This is a genomic window from Bacillus sp. REN10, from assembly GCF_016820555.1.
GTDB lineage: Bacteria > Bacillota > Bacilli > Bacillales > Domibacillaceae > Bacillus_CE.
In genome coordinates this window covers 126,890-152,223 of the sequence record NZ_JADHDW010000001.1, presented here as the reverse complement: position 1 = coordinate 152,223, position 25,334 = coordinate 126,890, and the positions used below count along the sequence as shown (strand labels likewise).

24 protein-coding genes and 2 other annotated features are annotated in these 25,334 nt (G+C 40.7%); of the genes, 2 read left to right on the top strand and 22 right to left on the bottom strand.

What is annotated here, in order from left to right; genetic code table 11:
* Positions 1-95: 95 nt before the first annotated feature.
* Genes rplT through infC form a run of 3 tightly spaced genes read right to left on the bottom strand, consistent with a single transcriptional unit; the run spans position 96 to position 1,227 of the window.
* The gene (gene rplT, locus IRB43_RS00755) at positions 96-455 is read right to left on the bottom strand and encodes a 50S ribosomal protein L20 (protein ID WP_095477526.1); all 360 of its coding nucleotides are present in this window, start codon (positions 453-455) and stop codon (positions 96-98) included.
* A 30-nt stretch (positions 456-485) separates the two neighbouring features.
* The gene (rpmI, locus tag IRB43_RS00750; protein ID WP_041097707.1) at positions 486-686 is read right to left on the bottom strand and encodes a 50S ribosomal protein L35; all 201 of its coding nucleotides are present in this window, start codon (positions 684-686) and stop codon (positions 486-488) included.
* Between the two features lie 19 nt (positions 687-705).
* Entirely contained in the window at positions 706-1,227 is a 522-nt protein-coding gene (infC, locus tag IRB43_RS00745; protein WP_203361975.1) for a translation initiation factor IF-3, read from the bottom strand.
* A gap of 67 nt (positions 1,228-1,294) precedes the next feature.
* Positions 1,295-1,429: a sequence feature (ribosomal protein L20 leader region), on the bottom strand.
* On the opposite strand from infC, the gene IRB43_RS00740 reads away from it, so the two are divergent.
* Positions 1,307-1,543, top strand: coding sequence for a hypothetical protein (locus IRB43_RS00740; protein ID WP_203361518.1), 237 nt, complete (start codon positions 1,307-1,309; stop codon positions 1,541-1,543). Its footprint overlaps the feature before it by 123 nt.
* Here IRB43_RS00740 and thrS read toward each other — a convergent pair.
* The 16 genes from thrS to IRB43_RS00660 form a co-directional block, all read right to left on the bottom strand.
* A complete protein-coding gene (gene thrS / locus IRB43_RS00735; RefSeq protein ID WP_203361517.1) occupies positions 1,540-3,480 on the bottom strand; it encodes a threonine--tRNA ligase in 1,941 nt (646 codons plus the stop codon). The two genes, IRB43_RS00740 and thrS, sit on opposite strands and share 4 nt — an antisense overlap.
* A gap of 105 nt (positions 3,481-3,585) precedes the next feature.
* Positions 3,586-3,814: a binding site (T-box leader), on the bottom strand.
* A 62-nt stretch (positions 3,815-3,876) separates the two neighbouring features.
* Positions 3,877-4,809: a primosomal protein DnaI gene (gene dnaI, locus IRB43_RS00730; protein ID WP_203361516.1), complete on the bottom strand. Its 933-nt coding sequence runs from the start codon at positions 4,807-4,809 to the stop codon at positions 3,877-3,879.
* Positions 4,796-6,196: a replication initiation and membrane attachment family protein gene (locus IRB43_RS00725; protein ID WP_203361515.1), complete on the bottom strand. Its 1,401-nt coding sequence runs from the start codon at positions 6,194-6,196 to the stop codon at positions 4,796-4,798. Before IRB43_RS00725 ends, dnaI begins: the two co-directional genes overlap by 14 nt.
* A 54-nt stretch (positions 6,197-6,250) precedes the next feature.
* Positions 6,251-6,709 carry a transcriptional regulator NrdR gene (gene nrdR, locus IRB43_RS00720; protein ID WP_203361514.1) on the bottom strand — a complete coding sequence of 153 codons (459 nt, stop codon included), beginning with the start codon at positions 6,707-6,709 and terminating at the stop codon, positions 6,251-6,253.
* A 138-nt stretch (positions 6,710-6,847) separates the two neighbouring features.
* Positions 6,848-7,234 carry an adenosylmethionine decarboxylase gene (speD, locus tag IRB43_RS00715; RefSeq protein ID WP_203361513.1) on the bottom strand — a complete coding sequence of 129 codons (387 nt, stop codon included), beginning with the start codon at positions 7,232-7,234 and terminating at the stop codon, positions 6,848-6,850.
* Between the two features lie 318 nt (positions 7,235-7,552).
* A complete protein-coding gene (locus tag IRB43_RS00710) occupies positions 7,553-8,581 on the bottom strand; it encodes a glyceraldehyde-3-phosphate dehydrogenase (protein WP_203361512.1) in 1,029 nt (342 codons plus the stop codon).
* A gap of 219 nt (positions 8,582-8,800) precedes the next feature.
* Entirely contained in the window at positions 8,801-9,403 is a 603-nt protein-coding gene (coaE, locus tag IRB43_RS00705) for a dephospho-CoA kinase (protein ID WP_203361511.1), read from the bottom strand.
* A gap of 14 nt (positions 9,404-9,417) precedes the next feature.
* On the bottom strand, positions 9,418-10,050 hold the full coding sequence (ytaF, locus tag IRB43_RS00700; protein WP_203361510.1) for a sporulation membrane protein YtaF: 633 nt from the start codon (positions 10,048-10,050) through the stop codon (positions 9,418-9,420).
* Between the two features lie 59 nt (positions 10,051-10,109).
* Entirely contained in the window at positions 10,110-10,943 is an 834-nt protein-coding gene (gene mutM, locus IRB43_RS00695; RefSeq protein WP_203361509.1) for a DNA-formamidopyrimidine glycosylase, read from the bottom strand.
* 21 nt (positions 10,944-10,964) lie between these two features.
* On the bottom strand, positions 10,965-13,589 hold the full coding sequence (gene polA / locus IRB43_RS00690; RefSeq protein WP_203361508.1) for a DNA polymerase I: 2,625 nt from the start codon (positions 13,587-13,589) through the stop codon (positions 10,965-10,967).
* A 243-nt stretch (positions 13,590-13,832) separates the two neighbouring features.
* A complete protein-coding gene (gene pnpS, locus IRB43_RS00685) occupies positions 13,833-15,614 on the bottom strand; it encodes a two-component system histidine kinase PnpS (protein ID WP_203361507.1) in 1,782 nt (593 codons plus the stop codon).
* Entirely contained in the window at positions 15,611-16,327 is a 717-nt protein-coding gene (locus IRB43_RS00680) for a response regulator transcription factor (protein WP_203361506.1), read from the bottom strand. The genes pnpS and IRB43_RS00680 overlap by 4 nt, the downstream gene beginning before the upstream one ends.
* A 178-nt stretch (positions 16,328-16,505) precedes the next feature.
* Positions 16,506-17,444, bottom strand: a complete 939-nt coding sequence (mdh, locus tag IRB43_RS00675) for a malate dehydrogenase (RefSeq protein WP_203361505.1) — start codon at positions 17,442-17,444, stop codon at positions 16,506-16,508.
* A gap of 85 nt (positions 17,445-17,529) precedes the next feature.
* The gene (gene icd, locus IRB43_RS00670; RefSeq protein ID WP_203361504.1) at positions 17,530-18,798 is read right to left on the bottom strand and encodes an NADP-dependent isocitrate dehydrogenase; all 1,269 of its coding nucleotides are present in this window, start codon (positions 18,796-18,798) and stop codon (positions 17,530-17,532) included.
* A gap of 113 nt (positions 18,799-18,911) precedes the next feature.
* Positions 18,912-20,027: a citrate synthase gene (gene citZ / locus IRB43_RS00665; protein ID WP_203361503.1), complete on the bottom strand. Its 1,116-nt coding sequence runs from the start codon at positions 20,025-20,027 to the stop codon at positions 18,912-18,914.
* Between the two features lie 277 nt (positions 20,028-20,304).
* On the bottom strand, positions 20,305-20,763 hold the full coding sequence (locus IRB43_RS00660; RefSeq protein WP_203361974.1) for a DUF441 domain-containing protein: 459 nt from the start codon (positions 20,761-20,763) through the stop codon (positions 20,305-20,307).
* Positions 20,764-20,862: 99 nt separating this feature from the next.
* Here IRB43_RS00660 and ytvI point away from each other — a divergent pair, with 99 nt between their 5' ends.
* A complete protein-coding gene (gene ytvI / locus IRB43_RS00655; protein WP_203361502.1) occupies positions 20,863-21,993 on the top strand; it encodes a sporulation integral membrane protein YtvI in 1,131 nt (376 codons plus the stop codon).
* 72 nt (positions 21,994-22,065) lie between these two features.
* On the opposite strand, the gene IRB43_RS00650 is transcribed toward ytvI, so the two are convergent.
* From IRB43_RS00650 to pfkA, 3 genes are all read right to left on the bottom strand, one after another.
* Positions 22,066-22,455 (bottom strand): FxsA family protein, encoded by a 390-nt coding sequence (locus IRB43_RS00650; protein WP_203361501.1) that lies wholly within the window; start codon positions 22,453-22,455, stop codon positions 22,066-22,068.
* Positions 22,456-22,532: 77 nt separating this feature from the next.
* Positions 22,533-24,296, bottom strand: coding sequence for a pyruvate kinase (gene pyk / locus IRB43_RS00645; protein ID WP_203361500.1), 1,764 nt, complete (start codon positions 24,294-24,296; stop codon positions 22,533-22,535).
* 28 nt (positions 24,297-24,324) lie between these two features.
* On the bottom strand, positions 24,325-25,284 hold the full coding sequence (gene pfkA / locus IRB43_RS00640) for a 6-phosphofructokinase (RefSeq protein ID WP_203361499.1): 960 nt from the start codon (positions 25,282-25,284) through the stop codon (positions 24,325-24,327).
* Positions 25,285-25,334: the final 50 nt, after the last annotated feature.

Below are 25,334 nucleotides of genomic sequence, written 5' to 3'. Positions count from 1 at the left end.
TTACTGAGTCTGATCTTGTTTTGTTGGCATCCTTTGTTTTCTTGCCCAATAAAAAATCAGACACACCTGAATGGCGGTCTGATTTTGAACAAATATTATTTGTTTAATTGAGCTTTTGCAGCGTCTGCTAATTGAGCAAATGCTTTCTCATCGCTAATTGCTAAGTCAGCAAGCATTTTGCGGTTCACTTCGATTTCAGCAAGTTTTAAACCGTGCATTAAACGGCTGTAAGAAAGACCGTTCATGCGAGCTGCTGCATTGATACGAGTGATCCAAAGCTTACGGAAGTCGCGTTTTTTCTGACGACGATCACGGTAAGCATATTGTAAAGATTTCATTACTTGTTGGTTGGCAACTTTATATAAACGGTGTTTAGCACCGAAAAAACCTTTTGCTAATTTAAGAACTTTTTTACGACGTCTGCGAGTTACTGTTCCGCCTTTTACGCGTGGCATAATATTTCCCTCCTATAATGGTTCCTAGTCTTACTTAAGATTGTCTAACATGTGACGAATGCGTTTGAAATCGCCTTTAGATACAAGCGTTCCTTTGCGAAGCTTACGTTTTTGTTTTGTAGATTTGTTGGCAAATAAGTGACTTGTGTAGCCATGAGAACGTTTTAATTTACCAGAACCTGTTTTTTTGAAACGCTTAGCTGAGCCGCGGTGGGTTTTCATTTTTGGCATTTGTAATTCCTCCTCAAACTTATTGCTTTTCGTTTTTAGGTGCTAAGATTAAGAACATACTGCGACCATCCATTTTTGGTTTAGTCTCAACAGTAGCCACTTCCTCACAAGCTTTTGAAAAACGGTCAAGAACGCGTTGTCCAATTTCCTTATGAGTAATCGCACGTCCCTTGAAACGGATCGAAGCTTTCACTTTATCCCCTTTTTCAAGGAATTTGATGGCATTGCGAAGTTTCGTATTAAAATCATGCTCTTCAATCGTCGGACTAAGACGAACTTCTTTAAGATTAATGATTTTTTGATTTTTACGAGCCTCTTTCTCTTTCTTCTGCTGTTCAAATTTAAACTTACCGTAATCCATAATACGAGCTACTGGTGGTTTAGCATTTGGAGCAACAAGCACAAGATCAAGATTAACGCGTGAAGCAATTTCGAGCGCATCGAATTTTGATTTAATTCCTAACTGCTCGCCATTTTGGTCAATGAGACGGACTTCACGGGAACGAATTCCCTCGTTTACAAACATATCTTTGCTAATAATTAGCCACCTCCAAGGTTTATTAGAATACACGTATATTTACGAATACACATTAACGTCAACTGTTTAAAGGCAATAAAAAATGCGGGTATATGAGCATACCCGCATTGAAATAGCCATAAACCGGCCATTAATCATTACATTCAAACCTGCCAACTGCTTGGCGCGTCAATCAGGTGAGAAGCGGGTGCTTCTGCTTGTGTATTCTGTTCACCTTAGTAACTATATCACAACGAATCATATTCGTCAATTCATTATGATCAACAAAAATTATATTAACAAAGCTCGAACAAAAGATCAAGGATTTTTTTCAAATTAACCTTTTTTCGCTTCTTTCTTAATCATTTCTAAGAAGTTATTGAAAGCAATTGTCTCTGATTTTTGTTCACCGTACTTACGAACATTAACGGACTTTGTTTCGATTTCTTTATCACCCACAACAAGCATGTACGGTGTTTTTTGAATTTGGGCTTCGCGGATTTTGTAGCCGATTTTCTCGTCGCGATCATCAAGTTCTGCACGGATGCCAGCTGCGCGCAAGCTTTCTTGCACTTCCTTCGCATAATCAAAATGAACATCGGCAGATACCGGAATCACTTGTACTTGGATCGGTGCTAACCACGTTGGGAAGGCTCCTTTGTATTCTTCGATTAAGAAGGCAACGAAACGTTCCATTGTCGATACGACACCGCGGTGAATAACGACTGGACGATGCTGCTTACCATCTTCACCAACGTATGTTAATTCAAAACGCTCTGGCAATAGGAAATCAAGCTGTGCTGTTGATAAAGTTTCCTCTTTCCCTAAGGCTGTTTTGACCATTACGTCTAACTTCGGACCGTAGAATGCCGCTTCTCCCTCTGCTTCGTAGTACTCAAGGCCAAGCTCATCCATCGCCTCTTTTAACATCCCTTGTGCTTTTTCCCACATTTCATCGTCATCGAAATATTTCTCTGTATCAGCTGGATCACGATAAGATAAACGGAAAGAATAATCGTTCAAATCGAAATCTTTGTATACTTCGAGAATTAATTCTACTACACGCTTGAACTCTTCTTTAATTTGATCCGGACGGACAAAGATATGAGCATCATTCAATGTCATTCCACGTACACGCTGAAGTCCTGATAATGCACCTGACATTTCATAGCGGTGCATCGTACCTAGTTCCGCAATACGGATCGGCAACTGACGATAAGAGTGGATGCCATTTTTATAAATCATCATATGATGCGGGCAGTTCATTGGGCGAAGCACTAATTGCTCATTATCCATTTCCATCATCGGGAACATGTTCTCTTGATAATGCTCCCAGTGACCGCTCGTTTTATACAGCTCCACGCTTCCCATTACCGGTGTATAGACGTGATTGTAGCCAAGGCTTTCTTCTTTATCGACAATGTAGCGCTCAACGATGCGACGAATCGTTGCCCCTTTAGGTAGCCACATCGGAAGTCCTTGCCCCACTTTTTGCGAGTTCATGAATAAGTTTAACTCTTTACCGATTTTACGGTGATCGCGCTCTTTCGCTTCTTCAAGCATGTGTAGATGGTTTTTTAACTCTTCTTTTGTGAAGAACGCTGTCCCGTAAATACGTTGAAGCATTTTGTTGTTGCTGTCTCCGCGCCAGTAAGCACCAGCAATGCTCAGCAACTTAAATTCTTTAATTTTATTTGTGGAAGGGACGTGAACACCACGGCAAAGGTCGATAAAGTCGCCTTGCTCATACATTGTCACCGTTTCCTCTTCAGGAATCGCGCCGATCAGCTCAATTTTGTACTCATCGCCAATTTCTTGATAAAACTTCAGCGCTTCATTGCGGCTTACTTCTTTGCGAACGACTTCAATGTTCTCGCCGATGATTTTCTTCATTTCTTTTTCGATCTTCGGCAAGTCTTCTGGCGTGATCGATTCTTCTAAATCGATATCGTAATAAAATCCACCTTCGATCACTGGACCGACACCTAACTTCACATTTTCTGCTCCATAGATGCGTTTAATCGCTTGAGCCATTAAATGCGCTGTACTGTGACGCAAAATTTCTAGCGCATCTTCATGATCAGGTGTTACGATTTCTAAGCGACCATCTTCTTCAATGGGTGTGCGTAAATCAAATAGCTTGCCGTTAACTTTCCCAGCTAATGCTTTCTTTTTTAATCCTGGGCTAATGGATTGGGCAATTGCTTCTGTCGTTGTGCCTTTAGAAAACTCCTTGACGGATCCATCAGGGAATGTAATTTTCATCATGTCAGACATTACTTCCAACTCCTTCTTTATAGTAAAAAAATTAAGCTTTGTTAAAAAGTGTAGTGTTATTGTTTAACAAAGCCAAAAATAAAAAACCCCACCCCTTCAATTAAATGAAGGGACGAGGTTTTGATCGCGATTCCACCCTACTTTTTCAACAAAACATGTTGAAATCTCCAGTTCAGATAACGGCTGCTGCCGGCGGTCCATTACTAACAATTTTTGTGTTCACGGCCGTGGTTCAGAGGTGGTAAGTGTTTTTTTCGTGTTAGGAAAGTTTCAGCCTAGCTTTCCCTCTCTAGAAACCGTAAAAAAAGACTCGTGTCCTCGTCATCACCTGTTACTATTTATCATGTATGTACGTATTATAGAACTTACTTACATGAAAATCAATAGGCTTCCTCATTATTTCCGTCGATTTTGGCCTTTCATTTCTACCGGTACGGTTAAATATCGGAGCCGCTCCATCACTCGCTTCGCTTTCAGTTCTTCCTTTTCTCCCCGCTGCGAGTAAGTTAAATGATGTTCTAATTCTGCATAGCTAAAATTGGATGTAAAGAACGTTGGCAAACCTTCAAGCATCCGGAACTGCAAAATTGTTCCGAGAATATCATCGCGCATCCAGCTAGACATTGACTCCGCTCCAATGTCATCTAGCATTAAGATAGGAGCCTTTTTCACGACTTCAAGCTTACTATTCATCGACTGATCATTAAAGGATTGTTTCATTTCACGGATGAACTCCGGAAAATAAACGATAAGCGACGAAACATGTTTATCTGCCAGGTCGTTGGCGATCGCCCCGAGCAAATATGATTTCCCCACACCAAACGGTCCATGAATAAATAAACCTTTCGTATGCGGATCTTTCGAATACGCTTCTGTAAAGTGCTGCGCCGCTTCAATCGCCTGCCAACGATCAGGATCCTGCAAATCCAAGTTCGTAAATGTCGCATACAAAATGTCTTTCGGGACGTAAATGCTAGTAATTAATTTTTCATTTTTACGTTTTTCATCGTCACGAATTTTGTTCGGGCAGCGATAGTAGTCAATATCAATGCCGCCCCGACGCCACACCAACTTCGGCTCAAACCCCTTCATCATATTGATACAGCCATCAAGGCTCGGGCATTTATCACATGAAAAGCTTTGTGATTTATATTCATATAATTTCATTAAATTTTTATTCAGCACATCTGATGAGATCTCTTGTCGATGCTCCCTAAGAAATTGTTGAATGGACGGATCATTTAAAATCTCTGTCCGCATCTCTTCATAACGTTTTTGAAAATCAGAGGAGCTTGTCAATCGTTTGATGGTTTCATCAATTTTCTTCACCTTGTTTCACCTGCCTTTGCAATCGGCTATTTTTAATTTTTTCTTCCAGTTCACGTCTTTTCGCTGCCACGTCCGCTGACTCCTGTTGTGAAGGTTTCCTGGTCTCTTCCGTTTCGTGAAACCAGCCGGGCAACTTTTCCGTGCGGATCGCGGCTTTTTTATTCGGTTGTTTTTTATGATTAGCCCAGTCTAAATATTGACGATGCTCACTTTTTGCCAGCTCCATCGCTTCTTTCACGGTTTTGATCTTCTTCCGCGCCCAATGAGAGGCGATTTTCTCGACGTAGCTTTTCGTCAATTTCATATCTGTTTTAAGAAGGACATACTGAATCAATACATTGACCACACCAGCAGGTAACTTATGTTGAAACATCACACCTTCCATAACTTTTAAATCTGCCTTTGATGGCAAACTCCCTGAAATATCGATCAATATTTGCCGTGGAGAGGTCGTTTCTAAATAATGCATTAACTGTTCCTCTTGCGTAATCGGTTCATGTTGCACTGTTCGCAGTGGCACAGGCTGAACAAGATGGATAAGCTCTGGAAGCTCGCTGTTTTTCTCAAGCTGATACCAATCACGAGCCGACTTTCTCAGCACTTCAATATCAATGGCATCCCTTTCATCCATCGAGGACAACAGTAAGTTTTTCATGTCAAACGGTCCGATCCCATAAAGAACAGATAATTTCGCAATGGTTTCCTTCACAGAAGGAGTCAATACCACTTTTGAGAGCATCGCCCCTTTTAAAGCACTTTCAAGCAGACTGAAATCAAAACTATCTTCAGAAAGAGGAATCCCCTTTCCTTCCTCCTTCGAAATAAATTGTTGATTTCCGGAAACTTGACTCATCTCCATCGCTTCTTCGCTCATTGCCGGCGGCCCGGCAGAAAACACTTCTTGAAAGTCTCTTGTGACATCGTGATACTCTTGTTTCGGGATAAGTTGATCAGCAAAAAATTCTTTTAACCTTTGAAAATGGGAACGGCCCACTTTTCGATAAAGAAATACATTTAACATACCGTCATGAAAAAACTGTTCTGGCGTGAGCGGCGGTTGCAACTCATAAATAAATTCACGGATATCGCCTCTTCTTTTCGCGTACGTTTTTAACAAACCAAGCGCTTCTAACTTTAAGCGTTCTTTATATATGTCTTGAATGCTCATATCCATAAAATTCATTAAATAATAATGGTTAGAGACACGAGCGACAAGTCTATTCTCTTCTACTTCCGCCCATAATGTCATATATAAACTAAAGCATTTCGCACCGATTAACGGCTGATAAAGAAATGTCAATATTTTGCGATCCATGTCATGCAGTACTCCGCTTAGACAAGCCTTGTACTCATCGACGGGTTGAATTTCATTCCAGTGTGGGGTCATCGTTTATCTAACCTTTCGACGAAAAAAGCTAGAGAACTGTCTGCCTCCAGCCTGTTATTTCACTTTTTTAATTAATTCCTTTAACTCATCTAAAAAAACATTAATATCTTTAAATTGTCGGTACACAGAGGCGAAACGAACATAAGCGACTTCATCCACTTCCGCTAGGCGGTCCATGACCATTTCACCGATCTTATCTGAATCGATTTCTGAATACCCTTGACTGCGAATATCTTTCTCTACATCTAAAGAAATGTTTTCTAACTGCTCCAGGGAAACAGGGCGCTTCTCACATGCCTTTACTAAGCCGCGCAACATTTTGTCCCGATTAAATTCTTCTCGTGTTCCTTCTTTTTTCACAACAATCAGTGGTAAATCTTCCACCTTTTCAAACGTAGTGAACCGGTAAGCACAAGATTCGCATTCCCGCCGACGCCGAATCGAGCGTCCATCATCTATCGGTCGGGAATCGATGACACGTGTGCCATTATACTGACAAGCCGGACATTTCATCGTATCAACTCCGATTTCAATTTGCTTATATTTATCCTATCATATAAAAAAGATAAAGAATGCACAAGAAAAGAAGTTACGCTCTTTGTTCTACAATATGAAAAGGCGTATGCTTATCTCGCATACACCTTGTGTTTGTTAGCTTATAGTTGCTTTTTCTTTCGCTTGTACAGGTTGTACAGGGCCCATTCCACGAGGCAACTCAATTGTTTCACGCGTTTCTGCCTCTAAAGCCTCTGCAATATAGTTAGCAGCGATATTCGGATCTAAATCTCCGCATGTATACACATCAATGCTTGCATATCCATGCTCTGGGAAGCTGTGAATCGTTAAATGAGATTCAGAAATAATGACTACTCCACTTACTCCTTGTGGCGCAAATTTATGAAACGCTACTTCGCGAATTTCCGCGCCTGATTTTAGTGCAGCATCCACAAAAATTTGCTCGATTTTTTCCATATCATTTAATTTTTCTAAGTTACAGCCCCATAGTTCTGAAATTACGTGACGACCCATTGTTTCCATGATCGTTTCCCCCTTTTACAATGATTTTTTTCACCATAGGCTTTTGTAAAAGTGATAACTACCACGGGGGAAAGTTAGTCCGAAGAGGTCCTAACCCTTTAAGTAGCTATTTTGTTTCACGAGGATTAGTATACTTTGATCCGTTCGAATTTGCAATATCCATTCTGAAAGTTTTTTTATTGTCATAAAAGGGGATGGCGAACAAAAGAAAAACGCCCGCTCTTATAGTATAGCCGGACGCTAAGGATTTATCATTTTCAAAACAAGACAAAGCCGGCTTGGGGTGTTTGCCCAAACCGACCTGAATATTATTTGAAATTAGGCTGTTACTTCAGCTTTTTTTTTCATTTCTTCTGCTACATAATTCACTAAGTCAACCACGCGGCAAGAATAGCCCCACTCGTTATCATACCAAGAAAGAACTTTCACTTTTGTGCCTTCCATTACGATTGTAGATAATCCGTCTACAATAGAAGAGTGCGGATTTGTATTGAAATCAACAGATACTAACGGCTCTGTCGTGAAATCAAGGATGCCTTTTAACTCACCTTGAGATGCTTCAATAAATGCTTCATTTACTTCTTCTACTGTTACTTCACGCTTCAAGTCAACCACAAGGTCTACGAGAGAAACGTTAGAAGTTGGCACGCGCAACGCCATACCGTGAAGCTTGCCTTTTAACTCAGGAAGAACCAGCGACAAGGCTTTAGCCGCTCCAGTTGAAGTCGGGATAATCGATTGCGCACATGCGCGAGCACGGCGTAAGTCTTTATGCGGATTGTCGATATTCTTTTGGTCATTTGTATAAGCATGAACAGTTGTCATTAAACCATTCTCGATGCCAAATTTCTCATTTAACACTTTCGCTACTGGAGCCAAGCAGTTTGTTGTACAAGAAGCATTCGAGATCACATCATGTTCAGCAATGTTTAACGCTTCATCATTCACACCCATAACGATGGTAACATCTTCGTTCTTACCAGGTGCTGTTAAAATGACTTTCTTCGCTCCTGCTTGAAGGTGAAGTGCCGCTTTGTCGCGAGCGTTAAATTTACCTGTTGCTTCAATGACGATATCGATATCAAGATCTTTCCAAGGAAGTTCTAGTGGATCACGGCTGCTTAACAGTTGAATACGCTTACCGTTTACAACTAATGCGTTTTCTTCCGTTGCTACGTCTCCCTCAAACTTGCCATGATTTGTGTCATACTTAATCAAATGAGCAAGAGTCTCTGGTGGATAGCTTGCATTTACTGCTACAATATCCAACCCTTCCTCTAAAATCGCTTTACGAAATACCATTCTTCCGATACGGCCAAATCCGTTAATTGCTACTTTCGCCTTCATATACCGGCTCCTCCTATATCCACAAATGTTATATACTTAATTGTTTGTTTTGCTTTAATTAGTATAACATAATTAATTTTTAATGGAACCTTTAAATGATGAAAATAAGAAATTTAACTATTCAGAAAAGTAGGCTAAGAAAACTGCCGTCAACATGGATCTGACTGGCTGGTCTTCTCGCCTAAAAAGATAAAAAACCGCCCTTCTAAAAAGGACGGTTTATGGCTCTAACTGCCAATCGATTAAAATTTGTTCGAGCTGCTTTTTCGTTTCTTCCATCGTTCCGTTATTATTAATCACTGCATCCGCTTGAGTAGCTTTATCACGGAGACTCAGCTGGGATGCGATTCGGGATTTCGCAGTGACTTCATCAAAGCCGTTGCGAGCCATTAACCTATGTAATTGAGTCTCTTCATTTACATAAACAACGATGACTTTTTCCACCATCCATGTTAATTGACTTTCAAATAATAAAGGAATGTCCATAATGATCGTTTTGCTCCCAGCTTGAATGGCTTCTTCTTTCTCGGCCAGCATAAACTGACGGACAGCTGGATGAATGATGTCATTCAGCTTTTTCCGTTCTTCTTCATGATTAAAAATACGTTGTCCCAGCTTCAAACGATCAAGCGTGCCATCTGTTTGTAAAATTTCTTCTCCAAACGTCTCAACAATTTGTTGCAACGCCGGCTGACCAGGTTCTACAACGGCACGCGCCGCTACATCTGCATCCACTATTGCAAATCCTTTTTCTTTCAACATTTGGCTCACCGTGCTTTTGCCACTAGCAATGCCACCCGTTAGCCCGATTATCGTAGCCATTTTCCCCCAACCTTTCACATTTTCAACGTACCTAATAGAATTAATAAAATGCCTGGCAAAAATGCGACTCGCTGCATCCACCGTACATTCGCAAATTTCCTTCCGCACCATAGTCCGCTCGTTACAAATAAAAAGTTCATTCCAGCAACCGAAGCAGCCAACAGTAGCGGAGGAAAATCAAGAAAAGCTGCTCCAATTCCCGCCCCAAAGGAATCTAGTGATAACGCCAGCCCAAGCAGCAATGCTTCTATACCAGAAATGGTGCCGGATTGATCAAGGTCAGCTGCCGTAGGACTTTTTAAAATTTGAATCACGATGCCCAATCGTTTGAGCTCTAAGTACACAAGCGGCTGGTCCTCTAACCGATTGTTTTGATGATCTGTACGGAAAAATTGCCAAAGCACCCAAGCGCCAAGACCAATTAAAATAAATCCACCAATGTGGCTCGCAACTTGCTCTGAAATAAACCGGCTTAATACATGACCCGTTGACATCGCAACAAGCAAAGAACCGGCCGAACAAATGGACAAAAGAATAGAAGACTTCACTGGAAGTTTCAATTGCTTCAGCCCATAAGCAACCCCGGCACTGAAACTGTCTAAGCTAACAGCGATAGCAAGCATATACAATGAAAGATACGCATCCATGAAGCCAATTCCTCCCTATCGAATGATTACGATAGTATATGAAGGAACGGATAGAAGGTTCATTTGGACAAAGGCTGACAATTAGGGCAAATATGTGTGCCGCGCCCAGCTACTTTCATTTTTTCAATGGCTGTTCCGCATGTATGGCACGGTTCTCCTTTTTTGCCGTATACAAACAGCTTTTGCTGAAACATTCCCATCTGTCCTTGGCTATTGACGTAGGAACGAATGGTGCTTCCACCTTGTTCAACCGCCTCACTCAGTGTAGCCACAATTTCTTGATGAAGGCTCATGATTTCCTCTTCTTGCAAGTTACTTGCTTTTCGTTCCGGGTGAATATTTGCCCGAAACAATGCCTCATCCACATAAATATTGCCGAGTCCAACGAAGATCTTTTGATCAAGCAATACCGCTTTGATCATTCGTTCTGTTTTTTTCAACTTGGCTCTCATATAATCGAGAGAGAATTCTTCCGAAAAAGGCTCCGGTCCCAGTTGAGAAAGAGGAAGTGCGTGATACTCTTCACCCTTAGAAAAGAGATGCATCGTTCCAAATTTGCGCACATCGCGATAACGCAATTCGGTTCCATCGGTAAATGTAAAGACAACATGCGTGTGCGGCTCTTCCTCCTCCCCTTTTTCATGGAGGCGATATTTTCCTTCCATGCGCAAATGAGAAACGAGCGCATAATGATCTAATTCAAAGATTAAAAATTTTCCTCTTCTTGCTATATCACGAATGGTTTCTCCGACAAGCGCATCAGCAAATTGCTCGGCCTGTTCGGGTTTTTTAATAATATTTGTCCAGCGAATCTCCACTTTCTGAATCGTCTTCCCAACAACCAGCTGGATGAGCGTTCGCCGGACTGTTTCTACCTCTGGAAGTTCCGGCAAATTCCTCTTCCCCCTTCCACTTTATTTTGCATCATACCAAGTCGCACCGTAAGAAAAGTCGACTTTGAGCGGCACTTTCAATGTCAAAGCTTGCTCCATAACTTCCGGGACAAGCTTGCTCATCACTTCAATTTCCTCTTTCGGCACTTCAAAAATTAATTCATCGTGCACTTGCAGTAGCAATTTCGATTGTAGCTTTTCCTTTTCTAATCGCTCCGCTACATCGATCATCGCTTTTTTTATAATATCAGCGGCACTTCCTTGAATCGGTGTGTTCATCGCCGTTCTTTCTCCAAAACTACGCAAATTAAAATTGCGGCTTGTAATTTCAGGAATATAACGTCTCCGATGCAATAGCGTGGTCACATATCCTTTTTCTTTCGCTTCACGAATAATGTCATCCATATATTCTTTCACACCTGGATAAGTCATTAAATACCGTTCAATAAAGTCCGCCGCTTCTTTTCTCGTAATACCCAAGTTTTGCGACAGGCCGTAATCACTAATCCCATAAACAATGCCGAAATTCACCGCTTTTGCTTGACGACGCATATTGCCATCGACTTCTTCTTTCGATACATGGAACACATCCATTGCTGTAGCGGTATGAATATCTAATCCTTGAAGAAACGCTTCAATTAGTTTTTCATCATTCGCAATATGAGCTAACACTCTCAATTCAATTTGTGAGTAATCAGCGGCAAAAATCACAGACTCACTATTCGTTGGCACGAATGCTTGGCGAATCTTTCTTCCTTCTTCTAATCGAATCGGAATGTTTTGTAAGTTCGGTTCCGTTGAGCTGAGTCGCCCTGTTTGCGTCAATGCTTGATTAAATCGAGTATGAATTTTGTGGTGACTGCTCACTACCTTCAACAAACCTTCAATATACGTCGATTGCAATTTCCCAAGTTGGCGATAATGAAGAATATGTTCAACAATTTCATGTGATGGAGCGAGCTTCTCTAATACATCGGCCGACGTAGAGTAACCTGTTTTTGTCTTCTTAATCGGAGGCAAACCAAGCTTTTCAAAAAGAACGCTCCCTAGCTGTTTCGGAGAATTAATATTAAATTCCATACCAGCCAGCTCATAAATTGTTTGTTCAATCACAGACAGTTGTTGCTTCAGTTCTTCGCCCATTTGCTTTAAACGGTCAACATCCACTTGTACACCTTCAGATTCCATATCCGCTAAAATAAGAGCAAGCGGCAGTTCCAAATCATAAAAAAGTTCTAGTTGCTGATTGTCCTCTAATTCCTGCAAACAAGTGGCCTTTAACTGCTCTAGTGCTGCTGCTTTAGAAGCAATATGCTCAGCATATACTTCTTCTTCTGGCAGTTTGAGTTTAGCCCCTTTTCCATACACCGCTTCATCCGGCTGAATCGTTCCGAGCCCATGCAGTTTCGCTACTGCCGAAAAATCCTCTGGCGATTCGGATGGGTTAATTAAATAGGAAGCTAACAGTAAATCAAAATCAATCCCTTTCAGCTCAATTCCATGCCGTCTTAATCCAATCACCGTACGTTTCGCATCAAACACAGACTTCTTATACTGTTCACTTTCCGCCCATGCCTTAAAAGCAGGAGAAGCAAATGCGACGTCAGCAGGGATATAAGAGAGATGATCTTCTGCGGCTATACTAAACCCGACAATATCTGCATGATGATAGTTATCTGTAATCATTTCTAAATAAAATGAAGACTGCTGGTGAAAGAACGCTTCATCTAATTCTGTTTCCTTCTTATAATTCACAACTTCATGAACAGCCGCTTCGCCTGCCGGCCGATCTAGTTTATCTAACAATGAATGAAAGCCAAGATCCTTAAACAATTCATACACTTGATCATTATCGGGATCTTCATATTGTAAGCTGTCTAGAGATACATCCATCGGCACCTCTCGCAAAATGGTCGCCAGCTTTTTGCTCATTAACGCTAATTCTTTATGTTCTTCAAGTTTTTCTTTTAACTTCTTTCCACTTACTTCATCAATGGAGTTAAGCAATTGTTCCACAGATTGAAATTGCTTTAACAGCTTAATCGCTGTTTTTTCTCCCACTCCCGGCACGCCTGGAATATTATCTGAAGAATCACCCATTAACCCTTTCATATCAATGATTTGCTCTGGTACAAGACCATATTTTTCCTGAACATGATCCGGCGTATACACTTCAATATCAGTGATTCCTTTTCGGGTAATACAAACAGTGGTCGCTTCTGAGCTTAATTGCGTCAAATCCTTATCTCCAGAGAAAACCTTCACTTCAAAGCCCTCTTTTTCCGCTTGTAGTGACAACGTTCCGATAATATCATCCGCTTCATAGTTCTCTAATTCAAAGTAAGGAATATGATAACAATTTAATAATTCGCGTAAGTATGGAAATTGCTCCGATAGCTCAGGAGGCGTTTTTTGCCGTCCTCCTTTATATTCTTGATAAGTTTCATGCCGAAAAGTCGTTTTCCCTGCATCGAAAGCGACAAGTATATGAGTAGGCTGCTCTTCCTTTAAAATTTTCATGAGCATCATCGTAAACCCATAAACGGCATTCGTATGTATTCCCTTATCATTGTGTAATAAAGGAAGAGCAAAAAATGCCCGATAGGCTACACTATTTCCATCAATTAAAACCAGTTTTTTCTTCAATCCGTATCTCCTCCTTATATAACAACATAAAAAGCCGCTATTTTCTTTCTTATTCTATCATGCCTAGAATAAAAAAAGAAAATAACGGCCTTCCACCAACCCACCAACCCAAAAAAAAGCGAGGGACATAAAGCCCCTCTAAAGGACAGCCTTTTGGATAAAGGGGGTTGATAAGTTATATTATACGCTCTATTTATAAACTACATGTAAAGGACATATTAACCTTTTGTAAAAGAGACATAATTATACTGATTCCCCTTCAATGTCCGGCTGTTTTTTCAACGTAACAATGAAAGTCGTTCCTTCATTGACTTTACTGCGCACAGAAATTTTGCCGTCATGCGCTTCTAATATATGTTTAACAATCGCAAGACCTAGACCTGTTCCACCAGAGTTACGGCTTCTCGCTTTATCTACGCGATAAAACCTTTCAAAAATGCGCGGCACTTCTTCCTCTTTAATGCCGATTCCATTATCAGACACTTGAACTTCTACATAAGATCCTTGATCGAGCCCCTTAATCTGAATAGAGCCTCCCTCTTGCGTATATAAAATCGCGTTGTTAATTAAATTAATAAACACCTGTTTCAAGCGATAGAAATCCCCAATAATTTCAAGGCCTTTTGCCATATTCAGTGTTAATTCGATCTGTTTATTAGTCATGCGATGTTCAAGAGTAGGAATAATCTCTTCGATCACTTCATCCACACATACGGGCTTTAAATTTAACACGATTCCCTTTTGTTCAATTTTAGATAAATCCAACAAATCCATCACCAGTGTTTGCATTCGTTCGCTTTCTTTTAAAATAATGTTTAAAAACATCGACAATGCTTCTGGGTCATTCATCGCTCCATCTAACAGCGTCTCCGTGAAACCTTTAATGGAAGTAATCGGCGTTTTAAGCTCATGGGAGACATTGGCAACGAAGTCTTTTCTCATCTGTTCTAGCTTTTTGATTTCTGTAATATCATGAAACACAATTAAAATGCCTTTCCACTCATCATTCGTTCCAATGATTGGAGCACCGGAGACTTCAAAGTGTTTACGTTCAATGCCGAGAGAAAGCAGTAGCTGCCTGCGTACATTTTCTTCCGTCATAAACACTTCTTCAATAATGTCAATCACTTCTTTATACTGAATCGCTTCATAATATCTTTTTTTAATAAGTCGTTCATTCTTTACATGAAAGAACTTTTTAAACGATTTATTGACAACGATGATAAATCCACGATCATCCAGCAGCAAAATACCGCTTTCCATATTTTCGATTAACGCCGTCAGCCGATTTTGATGCACTTCTTGCGCTTGCATCATTTCTTGCAAGTTTCGAGCCAATATATTAATTGACGTATTCAGCATGCCCACTTCATTCGTTGGCGCATCATACGTTCTCGCCCGGTAATTTCCTTTTGCTAATTCAATCGCTACTTTCGTGGCGGATTCAATGGGCTTTGTATACCGACTGGTGATCTTCGTGCCTAATAAAATAATTAACAGTAGCGTTGCCCCAATGGAAATGAGTAAAATCAGCCAAATTTGTCTATAAACATGACTAAGATCGTCCACTTTCGTATTGAGGATGACGATTCCTTCCGTTCCTCCTTCACGATTTTGAATGACTCGCCAATGAAACTGCTCATTGTATTTAAGCGCTAAGGCCTCTTGATAATTTTTCGGTTCTTTTAGTTTAGCAATTCGCTTAACTAATTTCTGATACTCAGACTTTTCTGTTGAATCATACATCTCACTATCAAAAAGCAAATGACCCGAGGGATCTATAATAGAGACACGAACCTTCAACTGTTCACTCCATTTTTCCACTCGCTCTTCTGTTAATTCAGAAATGCCGCCTTCCCGGTCAATTTGATCTGCTAAAAGAACGGTCTCTTCCTCTAAACGCTCATTTAACGTTTGCAAATTATACGTTTTAAACATTTCGCTTAACACGACACCGAGGGCAATAAGAACGAGAACGACAAGAAAAGTCAGCCCCAACACTAAGCGAGTGCGAAGCTTCATCATACAGTTTTAGGCTCCTCAAGCTTATAACCAAGCCCTCTAATGGTCTTTATGTATTGAGGTTTTCTCGTATTTTGTTCGATCTTTTCACGCAAATGACTAATATGAACATCGACAATTCGTGTATCTCCAACAAAATCATATTTCCATACTGCGCTTAACAATTGATCACGCGTCAATACCCGTCCTTTATTCTCCACCAAATAAAGCAATAATTCAAACTCTTTTGGCGTCAATTCAATTAAGTTATCTAGAAAATAAGCCTCATATTGATCAGGGTAAATTTTCAACTCGGCGACCTCGAAGTAACGATCCTCATTCTCAACTACTTCTTCCTCTTTCACAACATGCTGCAATCTGCGTAAGATTGCTTTCACACGCGCCAACAATTCCCTAGGGCTAAATGGCTTGGTCATATAATCATCCGCCCCTAATTCAAGCCCAAGTACTTTATCAAATTCTTCATCCTTTGCTGTAAGCATCAAAATAGGAGTACTGACCTTTCTCTGCCTCAACTCTTTACATACTTCCATCCCATCCATCCCTGGAAGCATCCAATCAAGAATCATTAAATCTGGACTTTCCTCGATCGCTTTATCAAGCCCCTCCCGGCCATCAAACGCCGTAATCACTTGATAACCCGATTGTTCTAAATTATATTTAATTAACGTGACAATGGATTGCTCATCGTCAACAACCAAAATCTTCTTCGTCATGCCAGCCTCCTCAAATGAAATAATAACCATTCTAATCTATTATATATAATTTAAACCATTTGCGAAAGAACAAGAAAAGCGAAAGGCGCCTGGAGCTGGATCAAGAAAAGCGATAGAAGCATCGCCTAAAAAAGAAGATGCCTCCCTAAGCGAGACATCTTCTTTCTTATGATTCAAATTAAGCAAGAATTTGCATTACTTTGCGAACAGAGTCAGCCGATTTAGCAAGCGCTGCTTTTTCATCTTCTGTTAGTTCAAGTTCAATAATTTGTTCAATACCCTCTTTACCAAGGATGGTTGGCACCCCAAGGTAAATGCCGTCGAATCCGTATTCGCCTTCTAAGTAAGCGATAGAAGGAAGCACACGGCGTTGGTCTTTAAGAACGGCTTCTGCCATTTCAACAAGTGCAGCTGCAGGAGCATAATAGGCAGAACCGTTACCTAAAAGCGCGACGATTTCGCCGCCTCCTTTACGAGTACGTTCCACGATTGCCTCTAAACGATCTTTCGGAATTAATGTTTCTAATGGAATTCCGCCAGCATAAGAATAGCGCACAAGCGGAACCATATCATCGCCATGTCCACCTAGAACGAAACCAGTAATATCTTTCACTGAAAGATTTAATTCTTGAGCGACGAACGTACGGAAACGAGCGGTATCAAGAACACCTGATTGTCCAATTACACGGTTTTTAGGGAAACCAGATTCTTTATAAACTGTATAAGTCATCGCATCCACTGGGTTTGTTAACACGATAATAGTACAGTTTGGAGAGTTTTTCACGACTTCGCTTGTTACAGCTTTCATTACTTTTTGGTTCGTTTGAACTAAGTCATCACGGCTCATTCCTGGCTTACGAGCGATACCAGCAGTGATGATGACGATGTCAGAGTCCTTTGTATCTACATAGTCAGAAGTACCGATGATGTTTGCATCAAATCCTTGTATAGGACTTGCTTCAAGCATATCAAGCGCCTTTCCTTTTGTAGGACCTTCCGCTTGTGGAATATCGACTAACACGACATCTCCAAGTTCTTTTTGAGCAAGTAAGAAAGCAGTTGTTGCACCAGTGAAACCTGCGCCAATAACAGAAATCTTTTTACGTTGCAAACTCATATTTAAGCCCTCCCTAAAAATATGTAATACCAAGGCGATCTCATGAGGGACGGGCCCTTTGAAATCGCCTTGGCTAACTAACTAATTATAGGTTTTTAATTAATTCATCCGCAAATTCAGAAGTTTTTACTTCTGTTGCACCTTCCATTAGGCGAGCAAAGTCATAAGTTACCACTTTAGAAGCAATTGTTTGCTCTACAGATTTTGTGATCATTTGAGCTGCTTCATTCCAGCCTAAGTGTTCAAGCATTAATACACCTGAAAGAAGAACAGATGAAGGGTTTACTTTATCTAAACCAGCATATTTTGGAGCTGTACCATGTGTTGCTTCAAAAATAGCATGTCCAGTTTCGTAGTTGATGTTTGCACCTGGAGCGATACCGATACCGCCAACTTGAGCTGCTAACGCATCAGAAATATAATCTCCGTTCAAGTTCATTGTCGCAACTACATCAAACTCTTTTGGACGAGTTAGAATTTGTTGAAGGAAAATATCAGCAATCGCATCTTTTACGATGATTTTGCCAGCTGCTTCTGCATCCGCTTGCGCTTTGTTTGCTGCTTCTGCACCTTGCTCTTCTTTAATTTTGTCATATTGTGCCCAAGTAAATACTTGATCGCCGAATTCTTTTTCAGCTAGTTCATATCCCCAGTTTTTAAAGGCGCCTTCAGTAAATTTCATGATGTTACCTTTATGTACTAAAGTAACAGACTTGCGGCCTTCTTTAATCGCATAGTTAATCGCTGAACGAACAAGACGGCTTGTACCTTCTTTTGAAACTGGCTTAATACCAAGACCTGATGTTTCAGGGAAGCGGATTTTGTTCACACCCATTTCATTTTGAAGGAAGTCTAATAATTTCTTAACCCCTTCTGAACCTTCCGCATATTCAATACCCGCATAAATATCTTCTGTGTTTTCACGGAAAATAACCATGTCAGTGTCTTCAGGACGCTTGATCGGTGAAGGCACTCCATCGAAATAGCGTACCGGACGAAGACATACGAATAGATCCAGTTCTTGACGTAACGCTACGTTTAATGAACGAATACCGCCACCAACCGGAGTTGTTAAAGGACCTTTAATTGCAATTAAATATTCACGAATTAATTCTAAAGTTTCAGCAGGAAGCCATTCGCCAGTTTTATTGAACGCTTTCTCACCAGCGTATACTTCCTTCCATTCGATTTTCTTTTCACCGTTGTAAGCTTTTTCAACAGCTGCGTCTAATACACGAGAAGCTGCTGCCCAAATATCAGGACCAATTCCGTCCCCTTCGATAAATGGAATAATCGGATGATTTGGTACGTTTAACACACCATTTTGTACAGTAATTTTTTCGCCTTGAGTCATCTTACAATACCTCCAATTCCGGAATCAAAGGTTAGAGGCACAGGCCATCTAACCTTTGTACTTACCATTATATATTACAACAATTTTTATTCATTTTGTAAATATCAGAATTATTAACGTTCATTAATCGGCACAAATTTTTGCATATCTGGTCCCGTATACTCCGCACGAGGACGAATTAAACGGTTGTTTGAATATTGCTCTAAAATATGTGCGAGCCAGCCAGATACACGGCTTACAGCGAAGATCGGCGTAAATAAATCATGCTCGATTCCTAAGCTGTGGTAGACAGATGCTGAGTAAAAGTCTACATTTGGCGGCAAATTCTTTTGAGATGTTACTAATTCTTCAATTTGTGTAGACATTTCATACCATTGTGGTTCGCCAGTAAGCGCTGTTAATTTTTTAGACATTTCACGTAAATGTTTCGCGCGCGGATCACCTTTGCGGTATACGCGATGGCCAAATCCCATAATTTTTTCTTTATTGTTTAGTTTGCTTAAAATGTAAGGCTCTACATTATCTACTGAACCAATTTCAGTAAGCATTTTCATTACTTGTTCATTCGCTCCGCCATGAAGAGGACCTTTCAAGGCACTGATCGCTGCAGTAATACCAGAATATACATCTGATAATGTAGCCACACATACGCGAGCCGTAAATGTGGAAGCATTTAGTTCATGATCGGCGTGCAGTACAAGCGCTTTATCAAAAGCTTCTATTTCCACTGCTTCAGGCTCTTTGCCAGATAGCATGTATAAAAAGTTAGCAGCTAGTCCTAAATCTTTGCGTGGAGCAACGGGATCTTGACCTTTACGAATGCGCGCAAAAGCCGGGACAAGCGTCGCAATTTTCGCTTGAAGACGAATCGCTTTTCGATAATTCGCTTCTTCTGTCATCACATCTGCTTCGTTATCATATAAACCTAATAAAGATACAGCGGTACGCAATGCTGCCATAGGATGGACTTGATCAATAGGATACATTTTAAAGTGGTTTAATACTTCTTGAGGAATAGCATAATTATCCGCTAATTGCTGCTTTAATTCATCAAGCTCAGATTGTGTAGGAAGACGGCGGTGCCAAAGCAAATAAATAACTTCTTCAAAGCTCGCATTCTCTGCTAAGTCATCAATGTTATAGCCTGCATATGTAAGAGTATCATCAATAATAGAACTAACTGATGACGTTGTTGCAACTACTCCTTCTAATCCACGAGTTGTAGTCATATTTTTTCTCTCCTTCGCCTTTAAATTTCCCCATGTACCTTTTTTAAACCAACACCTTATTGAGCGTTTGCTCAGCGCTTGCAAAGCAAAGGTAACAATAGAATTGGTAAAAGGTTGCGCTTTCATTTCCTATTATAAACAAGTATATATGTTTTGTGAATCAAAAGCGTCGAAAAATAGTCAAAAATATTTTACTTTAAAAACATGAATAAGGAATATTTCATGTTATACTGTAAAATTATTTAATTCTATATTAAAATACAATTTCTTTCAATGACTATTGAAACGACTCAAATAATTTCATAGCTACATAGGCAATCCCCGCTCCAATCACTGGGCCAACGGCGACACCATTAAACAAAGCAACTGCTGCGATTGTTCCAAATACGAGCGCAGTTGTAATATGAGGATCGGCCGCTAATAACGTGATTCCCTGCTTGCCTAATAAAGCAACAACCATACCCGAAACAAGTGCAATCCAGGCATAGGAGGATTTGAGTGCTGCCTGCAGCTCTTTAAACCCAATCTCCCCAGTAGCAATCGGAGCTAGAACAGCGATCGTAATAATCGTGACCCCCCAATTGATTCCTTTTGACTGAAACATAGAGAAAACTTTTTCATCCACGCCAACCGTTTTCATCACTAATAAAACGGAGACAGCAATTAAAAGTGATTGATTTTTAGCAATAACACTGATCAACAATAGCAATAATAAAAATAAATAAGACTGTAACATAAGCATTCCTTTCTCTTTCTTCTAGGCTTTATTCTTTTCTTCCACTAACCAAAACGTTACAATAAGGACAAACATGAGCTTATTAACGGAGGTATGTGAATGAGTCCAATCAATAGGGATCGGCTCGTTAGATTGTTCATTGTCATTGTATCCACCATTTTACTTTTTGTCGCTTTATATTATATTACAAAAGTAACTTATCCGTTTATTATCGGATTTGCCATTGCCTTTTTAATGAAACCGTTCATACGTTTTTTGGAAAACAAGGCTAAATTCCCTCGTCCGGCCGCAGTCGTGACAGCGATCGTCACTATCATCGCTTTATTTGCTGGCATTATTACGCTGCTTATTGCGGAAATTGTATCAGGAGCGAATTATTTTGCCAGAGTCGTGCCGAATCATATCAACACGATGGTGAAGTATTTTGAAGAACTATTCGCTTCTCAAATCATTCCTTTTTATGAACGAATATCCGGCATGTTTCAATCGTTAGAAACCGATCAGCAAGAAACCATCTTAACGAACATCCAAAACGCCAGCCGAAGTTTTGCTGCAACGGCAGGAGACTTTTTGCAAAATTTCTTTTTAAAGCTGCCTAATTTAATCTCTTGGATTCCAAACTTCGCGACTGTGATCATTTTCTCTTTCCTTGCTGCCTTTTTTATTAGCAAGGACTGGGAGCGTCTTCACCGGCATTTTTCTACGTATTTGCCCAACAAAGCGACTTTCAGCTTAGTTCGCGTATTTTCTTCACTGAAGCAAGCGCTGTTTGGATATGTGAAGGCGACGATGACGCTCGTTTCCATCACGACGGTCATCGTATTGATTGGCTTTCTGATCTTAAAAGTCAATTACGCGATTACACTCGCTTTAATTACTGGCCTCGTTGATGTTCTTCCTTACTTAGGAACAGGGGCTATATTTGTCCCTTGGATTATTTATGAATTTATTGCCGGGGATACAAGCCTTGCTATTGGGTTAACGATTCTTTACACCGTTGTCGTCGTTCAACGGCAAATTATGGAGCCGAAGATTTTGTCATCGAGCATCGGTTTAGACCCTCTTGCTACGTTAGTAGCTTTATTTATCGGTTTTAAGCTCGTTGGCTTCTTTGGATTGATTTTAGGTCCAGTTACGTTAGTGATTCTGAAATCCCTGCAAAATGCAGGAGTATTTTCGGATCTACGAAATTATATTATGGGAAAAGAAGCTCCCCCCTCCCAAAAGTAAAACGTCAGCACTAGCGCTGACGTTTTTTTGATACCTGGCTTTCATGAACAATGAGAAAGGTTTCGGCTATGTCTATTTCATAATAATAATATTGCTTCCGCCTTGAAACCACCGACGAAAGAACTTATATACCAGCGGCTTAAAGTATTTCCTTGTAACAGGGAACAACAATAGACAGCCTGTAATGTCCGTAATAAATCCAGGAGTTAGTAACAGGAGCCCTCCTACCAATATACAAACCCCATCAATGACAGCATCCCCGATATATTGACCAGTTTGAATGTCCATTTTCAGCTTTTCCATCGTTTGTAACCCTTGTTTCTTAGCCAAATAGGCTCCTAGAAAGCCTGTTCCTAAAATGAGTGAAATGGTTAGCCAAATACCTAATGTTTTCCCAAAATACATCAATAAACCAATTTCTAAGGCTGGAATAATAATGAAGAATGGAATAATCGCTCTCATAGAATGATTCTCCTTTATCACATACAAATTATACATTTGATTATACCATCCAGCCCTACAATAGAAAAAAGAACCGCTTATAGTACGTTTGCGTGACCGTTGTAAATAATTCCGCGAGCGGCATCAACCGTAATTTCCTGTCCTTCCTTCAGCGCAGACACAGCCTCGTACACACCGACAATCACTGGAATACCTAAATTAATACCGACAACAGCAGCATGGCTTGTTAACCCGCCTTCTTCTGTAATGATTGCTGTACATTTTTCAATTGCTGGCATCATTTCTTTATCTGTACCGAGCGTAACTAAAATGGCCCCTTCCTCCACTTTTTGAAGTGCCTCAGCAGCATTTTTAGCGATGACCACTTTTCCATAAGCCGATTTGCGGCCGATGCCTTGCCCTTTCATTAAAACATCGCCGACGATATGAATTTTCATTAAATTCGTTGTGCCTGATTCACCTACTGGAACACCGGCTGTGATCACAATTAAATCTCCATGCTTGACCATACCGGAAGCTAGGCTTTGCTGCACAGCTAATTCGAGCATTTCATCGGTTGTCTTCACTTTCGGACCAATGTTCGGAAACACTCCCCAAACAAGCGAAAGACTTCGTGAGATGCGCTCATTAGACGTAACCGCTACAATTGGTGCCTTTGACCGGTAGCGAGAGATCATTCGCGCTGTGTGGCCGCTTTCGGTCGGTGTCACAATCGCTTGAACCTCTAAATTATTGGATGTATGTGCCACTGACTGTCCAATCGCATCGGTCATTGTCCGGCGACCACTCAATTTACTGCGACTTGTTAAAATATCTGAGTAGTTCAGAGCCTTCTCTGTGCGATCAGCAATATTATGCATCGTTTGGACCGCTTCGACCGGGTACATTCCTGCAGCTGTTTCTCCTGATAACATAATCGCATCCGTTCCGTCAAAAATCGCATTCGCTACATCGCTCGCTTCTGCCCGAGTTGGACGCGGGTTCCGCTGCATCGAATCGAGCATTTGTGTCGCCGTAATGACCGGCTTTCCAAGCACATTGCATTTTAAAATTAAATTTTTCTGTACAAGCGGCACCTCTTCTGCTGGAATTTCTACTCCTAAGTCTCCACGCGCCACCATCAAACCATCAGATACTTCAAGAATGCTGTCAATATTATCAACACCTTCTTGGTTCTCGATTTTTGGAATGATTTGAATATGATCTGCCCCATGCTTTTCGAGCAGCTCGCGAATTTCTAACACATCGGATGGACGGCGAACAAAGGAAGCCGCGATAAAATCAATGTCTTGACGAATGCCAAATTCAATATCTTCCGCATCTTTTGCTGTAATGCCTGGAAGGTTCACGGACACGCCAGGCACATTGACACCTTTTTTATTTTTCAACGTGCCGCTATTTAACACTTTTGTATAAATTTCCTTTTGCTGTTGATCAATCTCCACTACTTCTAAAGCGATTAATCCATCATCTAATAAAATCTTGCTGCCTTTTGTTACATCATCGATTAAACCGCTATAAGTAATCGAAAATTTCTCATGCGTACCAAGGACTTCCGTCATAGACACGATCACACGGCTGCCCGCTACTAATTCAACCGCGTCATTTTCCATATTATGCGTTCTGATTTCCGGACCTTTCGTATCTAATAAAATGCCTATTGGCTTTCCTGTGATCTCTGCGGCTTTCCTAATTGTTTGTATCCGCTGGGCATGCTCCTCATGGTTTCCATGGGAGAAATTTAATCGAGCAACATTCATTCCGGCTTCCATTAAGCTGGTCAGCATCTCTAAACTTTCACTTGCAGGACCAATCGTACATACAATCTTTGTCTTTCTCATTTTGTATCCTCCTCAACGTAGGTGTCATTTAAATGGATAATTCTTTTGATAAACGATAAATATCTAAGTCAAGCTGATGAGGCATCGCTAACGCTTCACTAATATCGTAGTCCACTAATCGATTTTTCTCAATTCCTACAGCTCGTCCGCCTTTTCCTTCGATGAGCAGTTCTACAGCTCTCGCCCCCAATCGACTAGCTAGCATACGATCAACAGCCGTTGGAGAACCACCGCGCTGCATATGACCTAGAACAGAGACTCTTGTATCGAACTGAGTCTCCTCTTCTAACTTCTTAGCAAATTCATTTCCACTCATTACACCTTCAGCTACGATAATGATACTATGTCTTTTTCCGCGCTCATGCCCTTTCAATAACCGGTCTTTAATGGACTTCATATCAAATGGATCCTCCGGAATCAAAATCGTTTCTGCCCCTGCAGATAACCCTGCCCAAAGCGCTAAATCTCCCGCATTTCGTCCCATTACTTCTACCACAAAGGTGCGCTCATGTGAACTGGCTGTATCCCTAATTTTATCGATGGCATCAATGACTGTATTTAATGCGGTATCAAAGCCGATCGTAAAGTCTGTTCCCGGAATATCATTATCGATCGTACCAGGCACCCCAACACAAGGAAAACCAAGCTCTGTTAATGCTTTAGCTCCACGATAAGAACCATCTCCACCAATGACAATTAACCCCTCAATCCCGAGTGCTTTTAACTGTTGTACTCCTTTTTGTTGCCCTTCTTTCGTTGTGAATTCTGGACATCTCGCTGAACGAAGCATCGTACCACCGCGATGAATAATGTCACCGACTGATCCTACCTCCATCTTTTCAATATGGCCAGCAATTAAACCTTGGTATCCTTGGTAAACACCATATACTTCTACTCCCTCATAAATCGCTTTCCGCACAACTGCACGTACAGCAGCATTCATTCCTGGTGCATCGCCGCCACTCGTTAAAACTCCGATACGCTTCACATTGATCACCTCATAATGATTTTTATGTAATTGTCATGCAAAAGTTAGCT